Origin of the sequence: Mycobacterium sp. (assembly GCF_035653355.1) — a bacterium.
Classification (GTDB): domain Bacteria; phylum Actinomycetota; class Actinomycetes; order Mycobacteriales; family Mycobacteriaceae; genus Mycobacterium.
The window spans coordinates 1-20,464 of the sequence record NZ_DASRBZ010000147.1 but is presented as its reverse complement, the minus strand read 5'-3'; the positions used below and the strand labels follow the sequence as shown (position 1 = coordinate 20,464).

Annotated in this window: 20 protein-coding genes; 8 read left to right on the top strand and 12 right to left on the bottom strand. The window is 66.5% G+C overall.

Going from position 1 to position 20,464, the window contains the following annotated elements:
• The first annotated feature begins 31 nt into the window (after positions 1–31).
• From VFA16_RS04820 to VFA16_RS04805, 4 genes are read left to right on the top strand one after another with little or no spacing between them, the layout of a single operon-like run.
• Positions 32–682, top strand: a complete 651-nt coding sequence (locus VFA16_RS04820; protein WP_324966714.1) for a TetR/AcrR family transcriptional regulator — start codon at positions 32–34, stop codon at positions 680–682.
• Positions 672–1,607 (top strand): ABC transporter ATP-binding protein, encoded by a 936-nt coding sequence (locus VFA16_RS04815; RefSeq protein WP_324966713.1) that lies wholly within the window; start codon positions 672–674, stop codon positions 1,605–1,607. The genes VFA16_RS04820 and VFA16_RS04815 overlap by 11 nt, the downstream gene beginning before the upstream one ends.
• 52 nt (positions 1,608–1,659) lie before the next feature.
• On the top strand, positions 1,660–3,309 hold the full coding sequence (locus VFA16_RS04810; RefSeq protein ID WP_324966712.1) for an ABC transporter permease: 1,650 nt from the start codon (positions 1,660–1,662) through the stop codon (positions 3,307–3,309).
• Between the two features lie 18 nt (positions 3,310–3,327).
• Positions 3,328–4,002 carry an isoprenylcysteine carboxylmethyltransferase family protein gene (locus VFA16_RS04805; protein ID WP_324966711.1) on the top strand — a complete coding sequence of 225 codons (675 nt, stop codon included), beginning with the start codon at positions 3,328–3,330 and terminating at the stop codon, positions 4,000–4,002.
• A gap of 17 nt (positions 4,003–4,019) precedes the next feature.
• Here VFA16_RS04805 and glgC read toward each other — a convergent pair whose 3' ends face one another.
• Entirely contained in the window at positions 4,020–5,234 is a 1,215-nt protein-coding gene (glgC, locus tag VFA16_RS04800) for a glucose-1-phosphate adenylyltransferase (protein ID WP_324966710.1), read from the bottom strand.
• A 264-nt stretch (positions 5,235–5,498) separates the two neighbouring features.
• Between glgC and glgA the strand changes: the two genes are divergently transcribed.
• Complete coding sequence (gene glgA, locus VFA16_RS04795; protein WP_324966709.1) at positions 5,499–6,662, top strand: glycogen synthase; 1,164 nt, start codon at positions 5,499–5,501, stop codon at positions 6,660–6,662.
• A 44-nt stretch (positions 6,663–6,706) separates the two neighbouring features.
• Here glgA and VFA16_RS04790 read toward each other — a convergent pair whose 3' ends face one another.
• The 4 genes from VFA16_RS04790 to VFA16_RS04775 form a co-directional block, all read right to left on the bottom strand.
• A complete protein-coding gene (locus tag VFA16_RS04790; RefSeq protein ID WP_003406247.1) occupies positions 6,707–6,874 on the bottom strand; it encodes a DUF3117 domain-containing protein in 168 nt (55 codons plus the stop codon).
• A gap of 150 nt (positions 6,875–7,024) precedes the next feature.
• Entirely contained in the window at positions 7,025–7,609 is a 585-nt protein-coding gene (locus tag VFA16_RS04785) for a DNA-3-methyladenine glycosylase I (RefSeq protein WP_324966708.1), read from the bottom strand.
• On the bottom strand, positions 7,606–7,953 hold the full coding sequence (locus tag VFA16_RS04780) for a DivIVA domain-containing protein (RefSeq protein ID WP_324966707.1): 348 nt from the start codon (positions 7,951–7,953) through the stop codon (positions 7,606–7,608). Before VFA16_RS04780 ends, VFA16_RS04785 begins: the two co-directional genes overlap by 4 nt.
• Positions 7,954–7,995: 42 nt before the next feature.
• Positions 7,996–8,961 carry a glucosyl-3-phosphoglycerate synthase gene (locus VFA16_RS04775; protein WP_324966706.1) on the bottom strand — a complete coding sequence of 322 codons (966 nt, stop codon included), beginning with the start codon at positions 8,959–8,961 and terminating at the stop codon, positions 7,996–7,998.
• A gap of 110 nt (positions 8,962–9,071) precedes the next feature.
• Here VFA16_RS04775 and VFA16_RS04770 point away from each other — a divergent pair, with 110 nt between their 5' ends.
• Positions 9,072–10,256, top strand: a complete 1,185-nt coding sequence (locus VFA16_RS04770) for a transposase (RefSeq protein WP_324966705.1) — start codon at positions 9,072–9,074, stop codon at positions 10,254–10,256.
• A gap of 48 nt (positions 10,257–10,304) precedes the next feature.
• Here the strand turns inward: VFA16_RS04770 and folP are convergent, their stop codons facing one another.
• The 3 genes from folP to VFA16_RS04755 all read right to left on the bottom strand — a co-directional run bounded on the left by folP (position 10,305) and on the right by VFA16_RS04755 (position 13,817).
• Positions 10,305–11,129, bottom strand: coding sequence for a dihydropteroate synthase (gene folP, locus VFA16_RS04765; RefSeq protein ID WP_324966731.1), 825 nt, complete (start codon positions 11,127–11,129; stop codon positions 10,305–10,307).
• A gap of 249 nt (positions 11,130–11,378) precedes the next feature.
• Positions 11,379–13,169 (bottom strand): long-chain-acyl-CoA synthetase FadD6, encoded by a 1,791-nt coding sequence (fadD6, locus tag VFA16_RS04760; protein ID WP_324966704.1) that lies wholly within the window; start codon positions 13,167–13,169, stop codon positions 11,379–11,381.
• A 63-nt stretch (positions 13,170–13,232) separates the two neighbouring features.
• Positions 13,233–13,817 (bottom strand): TIGR00730 family Rossman fold protein, encoded by a 585-nt coding sequence (locus VFA16_RS04755; RefSeq protein ID WP_414687641.1) that lies wholly within the window; start codon positions 13,815–13,817, stop codon positions 13,233–13,235.
• A 48-nt stretch (positions 13,818–13,865) separates the two neighbouring features.
• Here VFA16_RS04755 and VFA16_RS04750 point away from each other — a divergent pair, with 48 nt between their 5' ends.
• Positions 13,866–16,142, top strand: a complete 2,277-nt coding sequence (locus VFA16_RS04750; RefSeq protein WP_324966702.1) for an AAA family ATPase — start codon at positions 13,866–13,868, stop codon at positions 16,140–16,142.
• Here VFA16_RS04750 and dapE read toward each other — a convergent pair.
• Positions 16,127–17,191, bottom strand: a complete 1,065-nt coding sequence (gene dapE, locus VFA16_RS04745) for a succinyl-diaminopimelate desuccinylase (RefSeq protein WP_324966730.1) — start codon at positions 17,189–17,191, stop codon at positions 16,127–16,129. The two genes, VFA16_RS04750 and dapE, sit on opposite strands and share 16 nt — an antisense overlap.
• Positions 17,192–17,278: 87 nt before the next feature.
• On the opposite strand from dapE, the gene dapD reads away from it, so the two are divergent.
• Positions 17,279–18,235 carry a 2,3,4,5-tetrahydropyridine-2,6-dicarboxylate N-succinyltransferase gene (gene dapD / locus VFA16_RS04740; protein ID WP_324966701.1) on the top strand — a complete coding sequence of 319 codons (957 nt, stop codon included), beginning with the start codon at positions 17,279–17,281 and terminating at the stop codon, positions 18,233–18,235.
• Between the two features lie 70 nt (positions 18,236–18,305).
• On the opposite strand, the gene VFA16_RS04735 is transcribed toward dapD, so the two are convergent.
• The 3 genes from VFA16_RS04735 to VFA16_RS04725 all read right to left on the bottom strand — a co-directional run.
• Positions 18,306–18,656 (bottom strand): VOC family protein, encoded by a 351-nt coding sequence (locus tag VFA16_RS04735; RefSeq protein WP_324966700.1) that lies wholly within the window; start codon positions 18,654–18,656, stop codon positions 18,306–18,308.
• Entirely contained in the window at positions 18,647–20,041 is a 1,395-nt protein-coding gene (locus VFA16_RS04730; protein WP_324966699.1) for an acyl-CoA synthetase, read from the bottom strand. The genes VFA16_RS04735 and VFA16_RS04730 overlap by 10 nt, the downstream gene beginning before the upstream one ends.
• 138 nt (positions 20,042–20,179) lie before the next feature.
• Positions 20,180–20,464, bottom strand: a 285-nt coding sequence (locus VFA16_RS04725) for an AMP-binding enzyme (protein ID WP_414687640.1), incomplete at its 5' end; no start/stop codon positions are given.

The following is a 20,464-nucleotide window of genomic DNA, read 5'->3' as shown; positions in this document are numbered from 1 at the left end:
GGTGGCTGAACGCATGTTTAGTCTACTGAACATGCGTTCAGCCGATCTGACCGCGGCCGCTCGGATTCGCGATGCGGCCATCGAGCAGTTCGGCGAGCATGGCTTCGACGTCGGACTCCGGAGGATCGCCGAAGCGGCAGGGGTCAGCGCCGCGCTGGTAATCCACCACTTTGGCTCCAAGGAAGGCTTGCGCAAAGCCTGCGACGACTACGTCGCCGAGGAGATTCGCAGCGAAAAGTCCGAAGCGATGCGGTCCAACGATCCCGCCACCTGGTTCGCCCAGATGTCCGAGATCGAGTCCTACGCCCCGCTGATGGCCTACCTTGTGCGCAGCATGCAATCCGGCGGAGACCTGGCAAAAGTGCTGTGGCGCAGGATGATCGACAACGCCGAGGAGTATCTCGACGAAGGCGTCAGATCCGGCACGCTCAAGCCCAGCCGCGACCCCAAGGCCAGAGCAAAGTATCTCGCGATCACCGGCGGCGGCGGCTTTCTGCTCTATCTCCAGATGCACGAAACGCCGACGGATCTGGGGGCGGTGCTGCGCGACTACGCACGCGACATGGTGCTGCCAGCCCTCGAGGTCTACTCCGAAGGCCTAATGGCGGACCGGACCATGTACGACGCATTCCTGGCCCAAGCCGAAGCACAAGCCGACCAAGGAGAAGCCCATGCCGAATGACAACCCCCAGGCTGCTATCGAGATTCGTGGACTGACAAAGAACTTCGGCGCAGTCCGGGCGCTGGACGGATTGGACCTCACAGTGCGCGAAGGCGAGGTGCATGGCTTCCTCGGCCCCAACGGGGCGGGCAAGTCGACGACCATCCGCATTTTGCTCGGTGTCGTGAAAGCCGACGGAGGCACAGCCCGCCTGTTGGGCGGCGACCCATGGACCGACGCCGTGGAGTTACATCGCCAGATCGCCTATGTGCCAGGCGATGTGACCTTGTGGCCGAATCTCACCGGCGGTGAGACAATCGACTTGCTGGCCCGCATGCGCGGCGGCATCGATGAGAAGCGGCGTGCGGAATTGATCGAACGCTTCGACCTCGACCCACGCAAGAAGGCCCGCACCTATTCGAAGGGCAATCGCCAAAAGGTCTCGCTGATATCCGCGTTCTCCTCGCACGCACGACTCCTGCTGCTCGACGAGCCCAGCAGTGGCCTAGACCCGTTGATGGAGCACGTCTTTCAAGAGTGCGTTCGCGAAGCACGCGTTCGCGGCGTGACCACACTGCTGTCAAGCCACATCCTGGCCGAAACCGAGGCGGTTTGCGATCGAGTGACCATCATCCGGGCCGGCAAGACCGTCGAGAGCGGTTCCCTGGACGACATGCGCCATCTCAGCCGAACCTCGATCAAGGCCGAAATGATCGGCGATCCGGGCGATCTCACGCGAATCAAAGGTGTGGAAAACGTCAGCGTCGAAGGAAAAACCGTGCGTGCCCACGTCGACAGCGAAAGCCTCGGCGAGGTGATTCGGGTTCTCGGCGATGCCGGTGTGCGCAGCCTGGTCAGTCAGCCGCCGACCCTGGAGGAAATCTTCCTGCGCCACTACGGCGTCGACGGTCAACGGGACCGCAGCAGGCAAGAGGTATCGGCATGAGCCGCGCCAACGACCTTGATACCGGCGTAGCAGGGATGGAGAAGGGGCGCCAATGAGCACAGCCACGCTGGACCGACCGCACCGACCAGCTCACCACGCGCCGCCGGCGCGGAAATCGAACTTTTCCGGAACGCTTGGCCTGCTGCGGCTATACCTGCGCCGCGACCGCATCGTGCTGCCGCTGTGGGTGCTGCTGCTGTCGGTGCCGCTGGCCACCGTCTACGTCGGCAGCATCGAGAAGGTGTATCCGGACCAGGCTGCCCGGGCTGCTTTTGCGGCCTCGATCATGGCAAGCCCGGCGCAGCGGGCGCTCTACGGGCAGATCTATGCGGACAACCTCGGCGCCGTCGGGATCTGGAAAGCCGGGATGTTCCACTTGCTCATCGCTATCGCGGTGATCCTCACGGTGATTCGCCATACCCGCGCCGACGAAGAGACCGGCCGTGCGGAGTTGCTCGACTCGACGTCGGTCGGCCGATACGCCAGTTTGACGGCTGCCTTGCTGTTGTCGTGCGGGGCGTCGATTGCCACCGGTGTCATCGGTGCCGCCGGACTGCTGAGCACCGACGTTCCCTCCGGCGGATCGCTTGCCTTCGGCGCGGCGCTGGCCGCATCCGGTCTGGTGTTCACCGCGGTAGCCGCGCTGGCGGCGCAACTGTCGCCCAGCGCCCGTTTCACCCGCAGCGCGGCCTTCTCAGTGCTGGCGGTCGCGTTTTCCCTGCGCGCCGTCGGTGACGCCGGCTCGGGTGCCCTTTCGTGGCTGTCACCGCTGGGCTGGTCGTTGCAGGTGCGCCCGTATGCCGGGGACCGCTGGTGGGTGCTTTCACTGCATGTGTTGACGACCGTCGCGCTTACCGTCGCGGCCTACCTGCTGTTGGCGCGACGCGACGTCGGCGCGGGATTGATCGCCGAACGTTCCGGACCAGAGAAGGCCGGCTGGTCGCTGCGGGGCGCGGCAGGCCTGGCATGGCGGCTGGACCGCGGTGGTGTGCTGATCTGGACCGTCGGGCTGTGTCTTTACGGCGTGCTGATCGGCAGCATCGTGCACGGCATCGGCGAGGAGATCGGCAGCTCGGCTGCCCGCGACATCGTCGTGCGGATGGGCGGCACCGGCGCAGTTGAGCAGGCTTTCCTCGCGGTGGCGTTCAGCATGCTGGGGATGGCGGCGGCCGCGTTCGCGGTATCGCTGAGCCTGCGCCTACACCAGGAGGAGGCCACCACACGGGCCGAAACGATATTGGCTGGCGGTGTTGGTCGAATCCGTTGGGCTGCAACTCATTTGACGATAGCTATGGGCGCGCCGGCAGCTGCGATGCTGCTTGGCGGGGTGACAGCCGGCCTTAGCTACGGCGTCGCGGCCGGTGACGTCGCGGGCAAACTGGCCACGGTCGTCGGCACTGCGGCGGTACAGCTGCCCGCCGTGTGGCTGCTCGCGGCCGTTACGGCGGCCTTGTTCGGGCTGATGCCGCGGTTCACCACGGTCGCCTGGGGCGTGCTGGTCGGCTTCGTCGCCATCTATCTGATCGGTTCGCTGTCGGGCGCCCCGCAGTGGGTGCTGGACCTCGAACCGTTCGCCCATATCCCTCGGGTCGGCTCCGGCGGTAACTTCACGGCGGTTCCGCTGTTGTGGTTGCTGCTGATCGATGCGGCGCTGATTGTGTTGGGAGTGGCGACTTTCCGGCGACGGAATCTGCGCTATTAGTCGGCAAACGGAGGACCGGTGAAAATCGTTGCAAAACTAGTCGCATTCGCCGTCGTTGGGCTCCTCGTACTCGGATTGCTACTGTTTGTGCCGGCCGGAACGTTCGATTACTGGCAGGCATGGCTTTTTATCGTCGTGTTTGTCGTCTCGACGTGGAGCCCGAGCGTCTACCTGCTACGTACGAACCCTGCTGCACTCCAACGACGGATGCGTGGAGGGCCGATGGCCGAACCGCGAACGCTGCAGAAGCTCATTATCGCGTTCTCGTTCTTCTCGCTGTTCGCCATGGTCGTGGTCAGCGTCCTCGACCATCGGTTTGGCTGGTCGTCGGTACCGGCGACAATCTCGGTGGTCGGCGACATCCTGGTAGCGGCCGGGCTTGGCGTTGCCATGCTGGTGGTCTTCCAAAACAGCTATGCCGCCGCGACGGTGCAGGTCGAGGCGGACCAGAAGCTGGTGTCCACCGGTCTGTATGGGTTGGTACGGCATCCCATGTACACCGGGAACGTCCTCATGATGCTGGGCATCCCGCTGGCGCTCGGGTCCTATTGGGGACTCGTCTTCGTAATTTTGGGTTCGATTGTGCTGGCGCTTCGTATCCGTGACGAAGAAAGATTGCTCACCCAAGAATTAGCCGGATACGGCGAATACATGCAGGACGTGCACTACCGGTTGGTTCCGTACGTGTGGTGACGACGCCGTCACCGCCGCTAAATCCACACCCCTTTGCCGACGGCAACCACGCCGCCGGCGCTGATCGCGAACCGTTCCCGGTCCTTCTCCAAGTCGACGCCAACCATCTCGCCGGGCCCAACGACGACGTTCTTGTCCAGGATCGCGTGACGCACGACCGCGCCGCGGCCCACCCGGGTGCCGGGCATGATCACGCTGCCTTCGACGATCGCGCCGTCATCCACGACGACGTTCGACGAGAGGACCGAATTGCGCACTGATGCCGCGGAGATGATGCTGCCCGCACCGACCACCGACTCCTGCGCGGAGCCGCCGTTGACGAACTTCGCCGGTGCCAGGTTTTCCGTCGCACCGCGGATCGGCCAGCGCTTGTTGTAGAGATTGAACACCGGATGCACCGACACCAGATCCATGTGCGCGTCGTAGAACGCGTCCAGCGTTCCCACGTCACGCCAGTAGCCGCGATCGCGGTCGGTGGCGCCCGGCACCTCGTTGTCGGAAAAGTCGTAGACCGCAGCCAATCCGTCGGCCACCAGACGGGGGATGATGTCGCCGCCCATGTCGTGATCGGAGTGGTCGTCCTCGGCATCGGCGCGGATCGCGTCGATGAGCACCTTCGTGGTGAAGATGTAGTTGCCCATCGACACGAAGGTGGACTCCGGGTCGTCGGGCGTGCCCGGCGGTTCGGCCGGCTTCTCCACAAAGCTGCGGATTCGGCCGGAGTCGTCGGCGTCTAAGCAACCGAACGCACTGGCCTCCGCGCGGGGCACCCGGATACCGGCCACCGTCGCGCCTGCCCCGCTGTCGATGTGAAACTGGACCATCTGCTCGGGATCCATCCGATACACGTGGTCGGCGCCGAAAACCACTATGTAATCGGGGTCCTCGTCGTAGATGAGGTTCATCGACTGATAGATGGCGTCAGCGGAGCCGGTATACCAGCGCGGTCCGAGCCGCTGCTGGGCCGGCACCGGAGTGATGTATTCACCGGCCAAGCCGCTCAATCGCCAGTTCTGCGAAATGTGGCGGTCAAGCGAGTGCGACTTGTACTGGGTGAGAACGCAGATCCTGAGATACCGGGCGTTGACGAGATTGGACAGCACGAAGTCGATGAGCCGATAAGCGCCGCCGAAGGGAACCGCGGGCTTTGCCCTGTCCGCGGTTAACGGGTAGAGCCGCTTGCCCTCCCCCCCGGCCAGGACGATGCCCAGCACGTCTGGCGCTTCCCTCATGGCTTAAACCTATCGGCCGCCCTGAGCCCCTGCCAGCGCAATCGCTTGATTGCCCGCGTTGACGGACTGTCCGTCAAGGTATTTGACTCAGTTCGGCGTAGGGATTGCCGCCCAGCCACAAAGGCAAACCACAACGACGGGGTTCGATGGCCCGGCTCCTCCTCGGGCCGCTGGCGGGCCTCGTCGTCGCCGACTGGATTCGATGGCCCGGCTCCTGCTCGGGTCGCTGGCGGCCCTCGTCGTCGCCGGGCTAGCGTGCCGAGTATGCGGGTGGCAATGATGACCCGGGAGTACCCACCTGAGGTATACGGCGGCGCAGGAGTGCACGTCACCGAGCTGGTGGCGCAATTGCGCCGCCTGTGCGAGGTCGACGTGCACTGCATGGGCGCTCCCCGCGCGGCGGCGTTCGCGCATCAGCCCGACCCGCGGCTGCGCGGCGCCAACCCGGCGCTGTCGACGTTGTCAACCGATCTGGTGATGGCCAATGCGGCAGCGGGTGCCGACGTCGTGCATTCGCACACCTGGTACGCCGGGCTGGGCGGGCATTTGGCCGCGCTGCTCTACGACATCCCCCATGTGGTGACCGCTCATTCACTTGAGCCGCTGCGGCCATGGAAGGCCGAGCAACTCGGCGGGGGCTACCGGCTGTCGTCGTGGGTAGAGGACACCGCATTGAACGCTGCCGACGCCGTCATCGCGGTCAGCTCGGGCATGCGTGACGACGTGCTGCGGCTCTATTCCGCGTTGGATCCCAGCCGAGTGCACGTGGTGCGGAACGGGATTGACACCGACGTGTGGTATCCGACCGAGCCGCAAGCCGACGAGTCGGTGCTCGCCCAACTCGGCGTCGACCGCACCCGGCCCATTGTGGCGTTCGTGGGCCGCATTACCCGGCAGAAAGGCGTTGCACACTTGGTGGCGGCGGCGCACCGGTTCAATCCTGAGCTGCAGCTGGTGCTGTGCGCCGGCGCCCCGGACACTCCGGAGATCGCAGCCGAAGTGTCCGCGGCGGTAACCGACTTGGCCCGCACACGCACCGGGGTGTTCTGGGTCCGCGACATGCTCCCTATCGGGGAGATACGCGAAATACTTTCAGCTGCAATTGTTTTCGTGTGCCCGTCGGTCTATGAACCGCTGGGGATCGTCAACCTGGAAGCGATGGCCTGCGCGACCGCGGTGGTGGCCTCCGACGTCGGCGGCATACCTGAGGTCGTCGCCGACGGAGTTACCGGCTCGCTAGTGCACTACGACCCCGCCGATCCGGCCCGCTATGAAGCCGGCTTGGCTGAGGCGGTCAACGCTCTGGTGGATGATCCTGAGAAGGCAGAGCGCTACGGCCGGGCCGGACGCCAGCGGTGCATCGACGAATTCTCCTGGGCGCACATCGCTGAACAGACATTGGATATCTACCGGAAAGTGTGCGCCTAGCAACAACCGCTCGCCGGACGCCGGGTGGGTTTGGCTGAACCCGGTTAGCTGGTGACGCCCTTGAGTTCGTCACCCAGAGCGGCGGCTTCGTCGGGCGTGAGTTCGACGACGAGTCGACCACCGCCCTCTAGTGGTACCCGCATCACGATGCCGCGCCCCTCCTTGGTCGCTTCCAGAGGACCGTCTCCGGTCCGGGGCTTCATCGCCGCCATCGAGTACTCCCTCCAGGTTCGAGCCGGCCCGTCGTCACGGACCTGGTCCAGGCCGGGTACGCCCGATACCCAGCATTGAACTGCCAATTCACCCCCCTATTGTTCCCTATCGGAACGAACAGGGTGTACAAGACCCGGTTCTGGAGGATCCTACTGGGCGGTCGACGGCACCCAGCAGGTGCTGAGGTGGTCGTCGACCATCCCGGTGGCCTGCATCAAGGCATAGGCCGTGGTTGGTCCGACGAACCGAAATCCGCGCCGTTTCAATTCCCGTGCCATCGCGGTGGACTCCGAAGTGGCTGAAGGGATTTGCGACGCATCGATGGGCCGCGGCCGCGGTGGGGGCGCGAACGACCACAGCAATTCCGACAGGTCATCGGCGGATCCCAAGTCGGCGGCCGCACGCGCGTTGGCGATGGTCGCTTCGATTTTGGCCCGGTTGCGGACGATTCCGTCGTCAGCCATCAGCCGCGCCACGTCGTCGTCGGTGTAGCCGGCGACCGTCTCGATGTCGAAGCGCGCGAAGGCCCGTCGAAAGTTCTCACGCTTGCGCAGGATGATCAACCACGAAAGCCCGCTTTGGAAGGCCTCAAGGCTCATCCGCTCGAACAACGCCACCCCGTCGTGCACCGGTCGGCCCCACTCTCGATCGTGGTAGTCGCGGTACAGGTCGGTGGCCAACGGTGCGGTGGCCCAGCCGCAACGAACCAGCCCGTCATCGGTGGGCGCACTCACCCGCGGTCCTGTTGGGCTGAAGCGTCCTTGCGGCTGTCATCGTCGTCGGCCTCGGCGCCCAAGGCGTCGCGTGCGGAAAGCTGACCGCGCAGCAAGTCGATCTCCTGCCCGAGCCGGTCCAGCACCCAGTCCACCTCGCTGGTCTTGTACCCGCGCAGCACCTGGGTGAACTTCACCGCGTCGACGTCAGCGCGGGTAACACCCGAGACGGGCAACGCGGTTGCGGTGGTCGCCCGAGGCAGCGGGGGCAGCTGCTCACCGCGGCCGAACACCAGGCTGGCTACGCCGAACAGCAGTAGCGCCAAGAGGATCAAAACGACCAGATAGAGCAACACCAACGCCACGTCACCGATCCTGCCTTATCCCACGCCGCGTGGCCCCGACACTCAGCGTGGGCGCTGTGCGTTCATCGGCGGGCGGTCGGCCAACGACACCGGCCAGGTACGGGGCGTATAGCCGTCGCCGTCGGCGAAGAACTGGGTGAGCCCGACACCCGAGTCGGGGATGCCGCAGCGCGACAACAGCGTCGCGATGACCTGACGGCTCATTGCGCCCAGCTCGGCCAGCGACCGGTTGCGGTGTGCCCGCACACCCAGGTTGACCTGGGCGATGGCGTCCAGGCCGAGCCGGTCGTAGGTGTCGACCAATAAGCCGATCTCGACGCCGTAGCCCGGCGCGAAGGGCAGCGACGTCAGCAGCTCCCGGCTGGCCGCGTACTCGCCGCCCAGCGGCTGCAGCACGCAACCCAATTCGGGCCGCAGCGCCGCCAGCAGCGGACGCGCCACCAGTTCAGTCACCCGACCGCCCCCGGTAGCCACTTCGCTGCCGCTGACATTGAGGGGTCGCCGGTAGAAGCTCTTGACGAGGTGGATGCCGTCGCTTGTTAGCAACGGGCCGACCAGCCAGGGCACGAACATGGGGTCCGGGTCGATCAAGTCGGAGTCGACGAACACCACGATGTCACCGCCAGTGGCCGCGAGCGAACGCCACAACACCTCCCCCTTGCCCGGCCGAGTTGGGACCTCCGGCAGGGCCTGTTCGCGGGTGACGACGCGGGCGCCGGCGGCGATGGCGCGGATCTCGGTGTCGTCGGTGGAGCCGGAATCCAGCACGATCAGCTCATCGACGAGCCCACCGACCAGCGGCGAGATGCTGTCGATGACCGATTCGATGGTCTCTTCCTCGTTGAGGGCCGGCAGTACCACCGAGATCGTCCGGTCGGCCTTCGCCGCCTCCAGCTCGGCAATCGTCCAGCTGGGACGGTTCCAGCTGCGGTCCGACAGCCAGGCGTCTCCCGGCCGGGCAGTGAGAACCCCATCGCTGACGAGATCGACCAGCTCTGATGCCGTCATCTGAACTCCTTCGGCGGAAACCCGCGGTTGTTATGCCGCGGAGAAACGTCCCCGACATGCACTGGCGTGCAATCCCCATCGGTGTCGGTAGCCGTCGCTACATTGCAGGCATGTCGCGGTTCCGATTGTTGCCGACGCCAGCACAGCGGTCGGTATTGGCGGAGCATTGCCGGCATGCGCGGTTCGTATGGAACCTGGCCGTAGAGCAACAGCAGATGTGGCAGCCAGGGCGTCACGCACCGGGTTACAAGGAGCAGTCGGCGCAGTTGACCGAGGTCCGCGCCGAATACGACTGGTTGGCGGTCGGGTCGCAGACAGTGCAACAGCAGGCGCTGCGGGATTTCGCACAGGCCATGCGCAACTTCTTCGCCGGTACCCACCGTCGCCCGTCGTGGCGCAAGGCCGGCGTGCATGAAGGCTTCCGACAAGTCGGGGTCAAGCCGCGACACGTCGAAAAGCTCAACCGTCGCTATGGGCGGGTATGGGTGCCCAAGGTCGGGTGGGTCCGATTCCGCTGCACTCGCCCGGTGCCCGCGGGCGTGAAGTCCTACCGCATCACTTTGGATCGAGCCGGGCGCTGGCATGTCGCGTTCGCCGACATCCCTGACCCGATCCCGGGGCCGGGCGATGGCAGCGTGGTCGGCGTGGATCGCGGGGTGGCGGTGTCGGCGGCACTGTCCACCGGCGAGCTGCTGCACACCCCTCGCCTCACCCCTGGTGAGCGCAACCGGTTGCGTCGCCTGCAGCAACGCCTCGCGCGCGCCAACCGTGGCTCCAACCGCCGACAGCGCACAAAGCTGGCGATCGCGAAGCTTAAAGCCCGCGAAGCGGATCGACGACGCGATTGGGTGGAAAAGACCACCACCGATCTTGCGCGCCGATTCGACACTGTTCGAGTGGAGGACCTCGACGTGCGGGCGATGACCCGATCTGCGCGCGGCACGGTTCACCAACCGGGTGTTCATGTCGCACAAAAACGGGGCCTCAACCGCGCGATCAGTCATCAAGCGTGGGGCCGGCTGGTTGCCCGGCTCGACCGCAAAGCTGCTGGCCGAGTCGAGCGGGTTCCGGCTGCGTACACGTCGCAACGATGCTCGGTCTGCGGGCACGTCGCAACCGAAAACCGCAAGAGCCAAGCGGTCTTCGCCTGCGTCGCCTGCGGCATGGGATCGTGCAACGCCGATGTGAACGCTGCCCGTAACATCGCCGCCGGACGGGCGGTAGCAGCACAGGGAGACCTCGCCGCAGGGCGGTCTATGAACTGTGAACCTCAACTCTGCTCTCCTGCTGACTAGGCGGGTAGGACCGGGTTGGAATCCCCGGACTTCAGTCCAGGGAGGACGTCAAGCAAGTCCTCTCACCGTGCGGGTCGGCGGACGTGTGCCGTAGATGGAGGCCACCATCTCCAGCACGCGGCGCGTCGGGGCCACCTGATGCACACGAAACATCCGGGCGCCAGCAGCGGCCGCGAGCGCAGTGGCTGCCAGTGTCCCCTCCAGCCGCTCGGTGAGCTCCACGCCGAGTGTCTCCCCGACGAAGTCTTTGTTGCTCAGTGCCATCAAGACGGGCCATCCGGTGTTGACAAGCTCGTCTACGTGGCGCAATAACGCTAGCCCGTGGAAGGTGTTCTTGCCGAAGTCGTGGGTCGGGTCGACCAGTATCCGGTCGCGGGCCACTCCGGCTGCGACCGCGCGTTCGGCCGCGGCGGTCAGTTCCCGAATCACGTCGTCGACCACGCCGCGAGTCGTGGTCCCGTAGCTCACTCGGAACGGCCGAGTACGCGGGGCCGCACCACCGGTGTGTGAGCAGACCAGACCGGCGCCGAACTCGGCGGCGACCTTCGGCAGCTCGGGGTCGACGCCGCCCCAGGTGTCGTTGATCAGGTCCGCGCCCGCCCTGCAGGCCTGCCGGGCTACCGACGAGCGCCAGGTGTCGACGCTGATCAGCTGGTCCGGATAAGTGCTACGCAGCCATTCGATGAGCGGCACTACGCGGGCGGCTTCGGTCGTGGCGTCGACGTTGTCGCCGGGAGCGGCTTTGACGCCGCCGATATCGATCACGTCGGCGCCGTCGGCGACCGCTTGATGCACAGCCGCCTTGGCCGCGTCGTCGCTGAATGTGGCGCCCCGGTCGTAAAACGAATCCGGGGTGCGGTTGACGATCGCCATGATCAGCGCGCGATCAGCGGCCACCGGGCGCCCACAAAGCGTTGACTGCACTTGTCTATGGTGCCTGGTCGCGGGGGTGGCCGCGTCGCCCGGCTTTTGAGTAATCGAGACTGGGCCCACGGCTACTGGGAGCGCCAGATGCACGGCGTCGCCGCAGTCGCGATGCCACCGACGCCGGCGCGCTCCCCCAGGCTTACGCCTGCGGTCGCTTACCGGCTTCTGTTTCTGGGCCGGCGCGCTCCCCCAGGCTTACGCCTGCGGTCGCTTACCGGCCGCGACCTCGTCGGGGTATTCGGGATAGAACGGCACGTAGCCCTCGTCGCGGCTGGCCAACACGTAGAGCGGATCCTCGATGCCGGGGCCATAAGCCTGTTCACGCAAGTCGACCTTGCGGCTCTTGAATGTCGTGGTGTGTTCCATCGACTCCACTACCCGCACGAACAGCGGTAACGCGTAGACCGGCAGCCGGTCGTACACCGTGCGCGCGAGCGCCTTGCCGTCGAACTCGGCGCCGTCGCGGAGCTTGACCGCCGCCATTCCGGCCCGGCCGCCGGTGCGCGGAATTTCGACTCCGTAGACCGCGCATTCCTCGACGGACTCATCGGCCGCCAGCGCCGCCTCGACCTGGGTGGTGGCGACGTTTTCGCCCTTCCACCGGAACGTGTCGCCGAGCCGGTCGACGAACGCGGCGTGACCCATGCCCTGCGGGCGCATCACGTCGCCGGTGTTGAACCAGCAGTCGCCCTTGCGGAAAGCGTTGCGTACCAACTTCTTTTCGCTGGCGGCCGGATCGGTGTAGCCGTCGTAGGGCTGCAGTCTGTTGACCGGGCTGAGCAGTAGGCCCGGCTGCCCGGGAGGCACGCGGCGCACCCGGCCGTTCTCGTCGCGCAGCGGGGCGCCGGTGTCGGGGTCGTACTCCACGTACGCCAACGGCAGCGGCGAGACCCCGGTCGTCTTGGGCACGTTGAGGATGTTGATGAACGCGGTGTTGCCTTCGCTGGCGGCGTAGAACTCACACACCCGCTGGATGCCGAACCGTGTCGTGAACTCGTCCCAGATCTCCGGGCGCACCCCGTTGCCGGCGATCAGCCGCACCTTGTGCGCGCGGTCGGTCGGCTTCGACGGCTGGTTGAGCAGATACCGGCAGATTTCGCCGATGTAGATGAAGGCCGTCGCGTCGTTGGCGATTACCTCGTCCCAAAACCGCGACGCCGAAAACGACTTGCCCAGCGCCAGCGTCGCACCGGAGTTGATCACCGACGCGACCGCGACCGTCAGCGCGTTGTTGTGATACAGCGGCAGGCAGCAGTACAACGTGTCGCTGCTGTGCAGTCGCAGCCCGACCCCGCCGAACGCGGCCAGCGCCCGCAGCCACCGGAAATGCGTCATCACGCTGGCTTTCGGGAAGCCGGTCGTGCCCGAGGTGAAGATGTAGAACGCGGTGTCCTTGGCCAGCACCGCCGACGCCGACGCCGGGTTGGTGGTCGGCGCAGTGGCGGCGAGCCGCTCGAGTTCCTCGATGGTGATCGGATCGGCGGGCGCCCCGGACTCACTGACCGCGCTGACCAGATCGGATTCGGCGACCAGCACTTTGGCGTCGAGCAAGCCCAGGCTATGGGCCAGCACCTCGCCGCGCTGGTGGTAGTTGATCATGCCCGCGATCGCTCCGCACTTGACTACGGCCAGCATCATCAGCACCGCGTTGGGCGAGTTGCGCAGCATGATGCCGACCACGTCGCCGTGCCCGACACCCCGCGCAGCGAGCACCGCGGCGTAGCGGTTGGTGGTTTCGTTGGCCTCGCGGTAGGTCAGTTGCTGGTCTCCGAACCGCAGGAAGATGCGGTCCCCATAGCGGGCGGCCCGCTCCTGGAACACCTTGCCGATCGAGGCCTTCGAGTTGCGCTGGGGCAACAGTCCCGTCAGCCCGCCGCGCAGCATCACCGGCAGGTCGGGCAACAGGCCAGGCAGCCGCGTTGCGATGTCGGCCAGTCCGACGCCTGTACGGGTGTCGGAGCCGTGATCGGACACTTTGTCCGCCATGTGGGTCCCCCATTTCGCTGAACCGCAGTCGGCGGCCAGCCTAACGCGGTTTGCCCGGCCGCTTCAGCGAGGTGCGCACGCCGCCAGGGCCGCCTCCACGTCGTCGACTACCACCAGCCGGTCCAGGGCCATCTGCGAGACGTATCCAGTGTCGATCAGCCCGTACAGCCATGCCCGCAGCCCGTCGTAGTGCCCGTCCGGGTCAAGCATCACCACCGGTTTGTCGTGCACGCCGAGATACCCCGCTGTCCAGGTCTCAAACAGCTCCTCCAGCGTCCCGATGCCGCCGGGCAGCGCGATAAACGCGTCGGCGCGGTCTTCCATGACCTGTTTGCGCTCGCGCATGGTGTCGGTGACGATCAACTCGTCGGCGTCGGTATCCGCCAGCTCTCGGTGCACCAGCATTTTGGGGATCACGCCGACGGTCCATCCACCCCGAGCCCGCGCCGCAGTGGCCAATGCGCCCATCGCCGAAACGTTGCCACCGCCCCACACCAAGACCCAGCCGCGGTCAGCGATCGCCTCGCCGACCCGCGCGGCCAGCGCCAGCAGCTCCGGATGGGTCGGCCCGGACGCGCAGTAGACGCACACCGCCAACCGCTTCGGTTTCACAAACGAAACGTAGACCAGCGTTGCCGCGGAGTGCATTTCGGGCTATCGCCCTGCCAGCTCGTGTGTGGGCAATAAAATCCGGCGGTGCCCTGGGTAGCCGCGCCGGACGAAACGGTCGTAACGCAGGTGGCGGGCGCACTGGAAAGCTCGCAGGTTTGCGGCGCCGTGCTCGTTGGGCCCGACGGCGTGGGAAAGACGACATTGGTTCGCGCCGCCGCCCGGAGGTTCGCTGCGCAGCGGCCGTCGACGCTCGTGCGGTGGGCTGTGGGCAGCGCGCCGGCGCAAACGATCCCGTTCAGCGCCTTCCGCCATCTGGTCCGCCTCGCCGACATCGGGCGACCCGCGGCGCTGCTGCGCTCCGCGCGCGAATCACTCACCAGCGCGGACGGCGATCTGCTTTTGATCGTCGACGACGCGCACGAGTTGGATAGCCTGTCCGCCACGCTGGTGTATCAGCTGGCCCTGAGCGGTTCAGCGCGGCTTTTGGTCACTGCGCGCTCGGACACTCAGCTGGCCGACGTCGTCACCGCGTTGTGGACCGATCAGCTGCTCAGCCGCATCGAGGTGCAGCCACTGGATGCCCAGCAGGCTGCGGCGGTGTTGGAGTCGGCGCTGGGTGAGCCGCTACCGAAACCGGTGGCTGACGACGTCTTCGGTCGCAGCAGGGGCAACCCGCTGTATCTGCGCCACATTGTCGAAGATGGCGTCCTGGTGCGGGCCGACGACGGCTGGCGCTACGTCGACGACGAGCGGTTGTCGCTGTCCGCCCTGATCGACGGCCACGTCAGCGCGCTGTCGGAGCCGGCGCGCACCATGCTGGACTACCTGGCCATCGCCGAACCACTGTCCCGCGCCGACTTGGCGGCGTTAGCCGGCGGGCAGGCCGTCGAGGACGCCGGGGGCGTAGTCGCCGTCGACGACCACGGACTGGCGCACCCGGCCCATCCGCTCTACGGCGAACGCGCCCGCGCCGCGCTGACACCGCAGCGCGCGCGATCGCTGCGCGCAGCGGTGGTCGCACAGCTGGCAAAGCATCCGTCCGACCATGTCATCGACCAACTGCGACTGGCAGCGCTAGCGGTCGACAGCGACACCCCCGCCCCGGTCGCCGACCTGGTCAGTGCGGCGCAGCAGGCGCTGCGGCTTGGCGACCTGGTGCTCGCCGAACGGCTGGCGCGAGCAGCGCTGGACCAGACAGATGGGCTGGCGGCGCGGCTGGCGTTGGCCTACACGCTCGCGTGGCAGGGCCACGGCCGAGAGGCCGGAGCAGTGCTGGCCGCAGTCGATCCCAACACGCTGACGGACACCGAGCTGATGGCGTGGGCACTGCCGCGGGCGGCCAACCAGTTCTGGATGCTCAACGAGCCGGAGCGGGCCACAGCCTTCCTGCACACCACCCGCCAGCGAGTCGCGGCGCCAGCTGCCAAGGCCACCCTCGACGCGCTGGCAGCGACCTTCGCGATGAACTCCGGCACCCCGCTGCGTGCGCTGCGGATCGCCACCGACGTGCTGGCGTCACCGCACGCTGACGACGTGGGCGTGGGTTGGGCGGCATCGACTGCGGCGCTGTGCTCGGCTCGCGCTGGCCTGTTCGACAACGTCGAAGCGCTGGCCGCCCGGGCGGTCGCTGGCGAGCATCCGGGTTTGTTGAGGTTCACCAGCGGCTTGGCCCGGGTCACGACGCTGGTCATGGCGGGACGGCTGGACGCGGCACGCTCGGTGGCGCAGCGGTACACCGATTTCGCCGAGCTGCAGCAACCAGGCAGGGCGATCGGCGAGGTGCTCGTCGCGTATGTAGCGATCGCCCAGGGCGACTTCGACACCGCAGTGACGCTGCTAGGCCCGGCCGCCGGTGCGCTGACGCGGACAGGTTATTCGTGGGGGCCGTTGTCGTTGATGCTGCTCGCGCAGGCGCTGGGCCAGCGAGGTGAACAAGTTGAGGCGGCAAAGGTGTTGAGCCGGGCCGAGTCTCGGCACGGCCTGAAATCGGCCCTGTTCACCCCCGAGCTGGCACTGGCCAAAGCGTGGTCGAAATCGGCCCGCGGCGACCAGACCGGAGCGATCGACGCCGCACGGGTGGCTGTCCAGGCCGCTGAACGCGGCGGGCAGTCGGCGATTGCGCTTCGCGCGCTGCAGGACGCGACGCGGCTGGGTGATATGCGCGCGGTGTATCGAGCTCAACGCCTCGTCGTGGAAGTGGACTGCGTGCTGGGCAGGCTGACGCTGGCTCATGCCCGCGCGCTTGCCGCGGGCGATTTCGCCGCACTGGCCGACGTGGCCGCCGACCTCGCCGAGGCGGGGATGCATCCAGCCGCTGCCGACGCCGCAGCCCAGGCCCGGCGGGCTCAGCTGGTCAGATAGCGGCGCAGCATGTCGGCCGCGGCGGTGATTTGCTGCACCGGCACCCGCTCGTCGCGGCGGTGTGCCAGATTGGGGTCGCCGGGCCCGTAATTCAGCGCGGGGATGCCCCGAGCGGCGAACCGCGCCACATCGGTCCAACCGTATTTCGCCCGGACCTGGCCAGCCGCCGCCTCGACCAAGGCTTTGGCAGCGGGCTTGGACAATCCGGGTAGCGCGCCGGCCGCAACGTCGGTCTGCTCGATCCGCACGTCGAGGCCGTCCAAGACGTCGCGAACGTGTTGCAACGCCTCAGCCGCCGAACGGTCCGGGGCGAAACGATAGTTGACGGTCACCGAAGCGGCGTCGGGAATGATGTTGCCGGCAACGCCGCCGTCGATGCGCACTGCCGACAAACCCTCGCGGTACGTGCAGCCGTCGATTTCGACACTGCGGGCCTGATAGCGTGCGAGCCGCTCGAGCACGGCGCCCAGTTTGTGAATTGCGTTGTCGCCCAACCAAGATCGCGCAGAATGGGCCCGGGTTCCGCTGGCGTGGACGACGACGCGCAGCGTGCCCTGGCAGCCCGCCTCGATGTATCCGGCGGTGGGCTCGCCGAGGACCGCGACGTCGGCGTCTAGCCAGTCCGGCAATTCGCGTTCGATGCGCCCCAAACCGTTTGCCGCTGATTCGATTTCCTCGCAGTCGTACAGCACAAGCGTCAAGTCGTGCACGGGCGTAGCGACCGTGGCGGCCAGGTGCAGGAAGACAGCGTCACCGGATTTCATGTCGACAGTGCCGCAGCCGTGCAGCAGCTCGCCATCTCTGCGGCTTGGCAGGTTATCGGCTACCGGGACGGTGTCGAGGTGGCCGGCAAGCAGCACCCGTGTCGGCCGGCCGAGGTGCGTGCGGGCCAGTACGGCGTTGCCGTTGCGGATGATCTCTAAACCCGTCGTCTGGTCACGCAACGCGGCCTCTACCTCGTCGGCAATGCGCCCTTCGGCCCGCGACTCGCTGGGGATGTCGACCAGCGCCGCGGTCAGTTCGATCGGGTCGCCGTGGAGGTTCAGCACGGTTTCAGTATGCCGAGCAGACACAAGAGTCTCCCTTTCGCCGGCGTGTCGGGGGCCTTCGCGTGTGTTCGGCCGGCGGAAAGTAGCGTGAAGCATGTGACTGGAGCTTCCGGTATCGGGCTGGCAACGCTCGCCGCCAACGGATCGGTCCTCGACGCCTGGTTTCCCGAGCCTGAACTGATCGAGTCCTCGGGCGAAAACGGCACGGTGCGGCTGTCGTTGGCCGAGGTTCCCGACGACCTGGCCGCGTTGGCCGGCCGCGACGAGGACCGGGGCACCGAAACGGTGGCGATCCGCACGGTGATCGGCTTGCTGGACGATAAGGCTTCCGATGCCTATGACGCGTATCTGCGGCTGCATCTGCTGTCGCACCGGCTGGTCGCGCCGCATGGGCTGAACACCGACGGCTTCTTCGGGATCTTGACCAATGTGGTGTGGACCAACCACGGTCCGTGTGCCGTCGAAGGTTTCGAGGCGGTGCGCGCGCGGCTGCGCCGTCGCGGGCCGGTCACGGTGTATGGCATCGACAAGTTCCCCAGGATGGTCGACTACGTGGTACCCGGCGGGGTGCGTATCGCCGACGCCGACCGGGTTCGGCTGGGCGCTCACCTGGCAGCGGGCACCACCGTGATGCACGAGGGATTCGTCAACTACAACGCCGGCACGTTGGGTACCTCGATGGTCGAAGGCCGCATCTCGGCGGGCGTGGTGGTCGGTGACGGTTCCGACATCGGGGGCGGCGCTTCGATCATGGGCACGCTGTCTGGCGGTGGCACCGAAATCATTTCCATCGGCAAACGCTGTCTGCTGGGCGCCAATTCGGGGCTGGGGATCTCGCTGGGTGACGACTGCGTCGTTGAGGCCGGCCTCTATGTCACCGCCGGCACCAAAGTCAGCTTGCCCGACGGCACCTCGGTCAAGGCCCGCGAGCTCTCCGGCGGCAACAACATGCTGTTTCGCCGCAATTCACTGACCGGCGCGGTCGAAGTGGTGTCCCGCGACGGTCAAGGGATCGCGCTCAACCAAGACCTGCACGCGAACTAGCTATGGCGCGAGCGTGCGTGTCTGTACACCGACACGCCACTAACGATGTACAACCACGACGCTCGGCCGCTCAATCGGCCGACAGAATGCAGAACTCGTTGCCTTCGGGGTCCGCTAGTACCACCCAGCTCGCGTCATCACCCTGCCCGATATCGACACGGCGAGCGCCGAGTTCAAGCACCCGTTCGACTTCGACCTGCTGGTTGTCGGGCCGAAAGTCGAAGTGGATGCGGTTCTTGACAATTCGCTTGTCCGGTACCCGAAGAAAAATCCAGTCCGGCCCGGCCCCGGCCGGCGGATGGAGGACGACGTCGCCGTCGGTGTCGATTTCGTGCGGCCAGCCCAGGACCGTCGACCACCAAGTGCCGAGCGCGGTTGGGTTTTCCGCGTCGATGCAGATCTCGTCGAACGTCAGCCCCATGTCAGCAGCTCCTTCTTGAGCACCTTGCCCATGGCATTGCGCGGCAGGCTGTCCACCACGCGCACTTCCCGCGGTCGTTTGTGCACCGAAAGCTGTTGGGCGACATAGTCAATCAGCTCCGGCGGTTGAGCGTCACCGACGATGAACGCCACGATCCGCTGACCCAGGTCGTCATCGGGCAGCCCGACGACTGCCACTTCGTCCACACCCGGGTGCCCGAGGAGTGCCGCTTCGACTTCGCCTGCGCCGACACGGTACCCGCCAGATTTAATTAGGTCCACGGACTCGCGGCCCACGATGCGATGCATGCCGCCGGAGTCGACCACCGCGACGTCACCGGTGCGATACCAGCCGTCACCATCGAACACCTCGGCGGTGGCGTCGGGTCGATTCAGGTAGCCGTCGAACAGTGTCGGACCGCGAACCTGAAGCCGTGCAATGGTTTCGCCGTCATGCGTGGCCGGATGGCCGTCGTCGTCGACCAGCCGGGTCTCGACACCCTCCAACGGCAGGCCCACCCAGCCTGCGCGACGCTCCCCGTCCGCGCGGGTGGACACCGTGATCAGCGATTCGGTACTGCCGTACCGTTCGACAGGCCGGTGTCCGGTGAGCTGCGCAAGCTGCTCGAACACCGCCACCGGCAACGGGGCGCTGCCGGACACCAGTAGCCGCGCAGGCCTTAGCGCCTCAGCGGCCGCAGGATCGGCCACTACCCGCGACCATACGGTGGGGACGCCGAAATACAGGGTGCCACCAGCCTCAAAGTACGCTGCGGGCGTTGGTTTTCCGGTGTGCACGAACCGATTTCCGATCCGCAGCGACCCGAGCAAGCCCAACACCAGCCCGTGCACATGAAATAGCGGCAGCCCGTGCACCAACACGTCGTCGGCGCTCCACTGCCAGGCCTTTGCCAGCGCATCGAGATCGGCGGCGATCGCCCGCCGGCTCAATTGCACTCCCTTGGGCGGGCCGGTGGTACCCGAGGTATAGATCACCAGCGCAATGGAATCCGGCGACGGCTCCGGGTAGCGGTGCCAGGAGCGGGCGTGCAGTCGCACCGGGATGTGCGGTAGGCCCTCCGGCTGCTCAGGCACCGGCCCGAGCCACGCCTGGGCACCCGAGTCGGTGAGGATATGGTGCTGCTCGGCCTGTCCGACATCGGCGGGCACCGGCACCACCGGCACACCGGCAATCAGGCAACCGGTGATGGCCAACACTGTGGAGGCGCTCGGCGTGGCCAACACCGCAACCCGGCTAGCACCGCCGACCCGCTCGGCCACCGAGGTCGCCGCACCGGCCAGATCGCTGCGGCTCAACGCGACGTCGCCGATCCGCACGGCATCGCTCATATCGACAGCGGCGGGGCCCAGCGAGGTCAACAACACGGCAGCGAGATTACCGGGCGCATTCGGCTCCTCCGTTTGTGTGCGCGGGTCTTCGGGTAGCCGTCATGCGTTCTGCCGAGCGTCGAAGGGAGACGCGAAGACCACAAGTACTTCGGCCGCCACCAGACGATCTGAACCCTAGGGCCGCAGCTCCTTTTTGAGCACCTTGCCGGTCGGGCCCATCGGCAACTCGTCGATGATGCGGATTTCGCGCGGGTATTTGTAGGCGGCCAGGCGCTCCTTGCAGTGCGCAACCAGCTCGTCCGAAGTCAGCTTCACGCCCTCTTTGGCGACTACGAAGGCCAGCACCTCCTGGCCGAGCTTCTCGTCCGGGTTGCCGATCACCGCCGCCGCGGCGACACCTGGGTAGTCGAACAACACTTCCTCGATCTCCCGGGGGTAGACGTTGTAGCCGCCTCGGAT

Excerpts from the sequence above, each read along its gene's own strand:
- VFA16_RS04770 (WP_324966705.1), top strand. The coding sequence starts at position 9,072 with ATGTCGCGGTTCCGATTGTTGCCGACGCCAGCACAGCGGTCGGTATTG.
- VFA16_RS04755 (WP_414687641.1), bottom strand. The coding sequence starts at position 13,817 with ATGCACTCCGCGGCAACGCTGGTCTACGTTTCGTTTGTGAAACCGAAG.
- VFA16_RS04820 (WP_324966714.1), top strand. The coding sequence starts at position 32 with ATGCGTTCAGCCGATCTGACCGCGGCCGCTCGGATTCGCGATGCGGCC.
- glgA (WP_324966709.1), top strand. The coding sequence starts at position 5,499 with ATGCGGGTGGCAATGATGACCCGGGAGTACCCACCTGAGGTATACGGC.
- VFA16_RS04810 (WP_324966712.1), top strand. The coding sequence starts at position 1,660 with ATGAGCACAGCCACGCTGGACCGACCGCACCGACCAGCTCACCACGCG.
- VFA16_RS04790 (WP_003406247.1), bottom strand. The coding sequence starts at position 6,874 with ATGGCGGCGATGAAGCCCCGGACCGGAGACGGTCCTCTGGAAGCGACC.
- VFA16_RS04815 (WP_324966713.1), top strand. The coding sequence starts at position 672 with ATGCCGAATGACAACCCCCAGGCTGCTATCGAGATTCGTGGACTGACA.
- fadD6 (WP_324966704.1), bottom strand. The coding sequence starts at position 13,169 with ATGGCGGACAAAGTGTCCGATCACGGCTCCGACACCCGTACAGGCGTC.
- glgC (WP_324966710.1), bottom strand. The coding sequence starts at position 5,234 with ATGAGGGAAGCGCCAGACGTGCTGGGCATCGTCCTGGCCGGGGGGGAG.
- VFA16_RS04775 (WP_324966706.1), bottom strand. The coding sequence starts at position 8,961 with ATGACGGCATCAGAGCTGGTCGATCTCGTCAGCGATGGGGTTCTCACT.
- VFA16_RS04735 (WP_324966700.1), bottom strand. The coding sequence starts at position 18,656 with ATGGGGCTGACGTTCGACGAGATCTGCATCGACGCGGAAAACCCAACC.
- folP (WP_324966731.1), bottom strand. The coding sequence starts at position 11,129 with ATGGCGATCGTCAACCGCACCCCGGATTCGTTTTACGACCGGGGCGCC.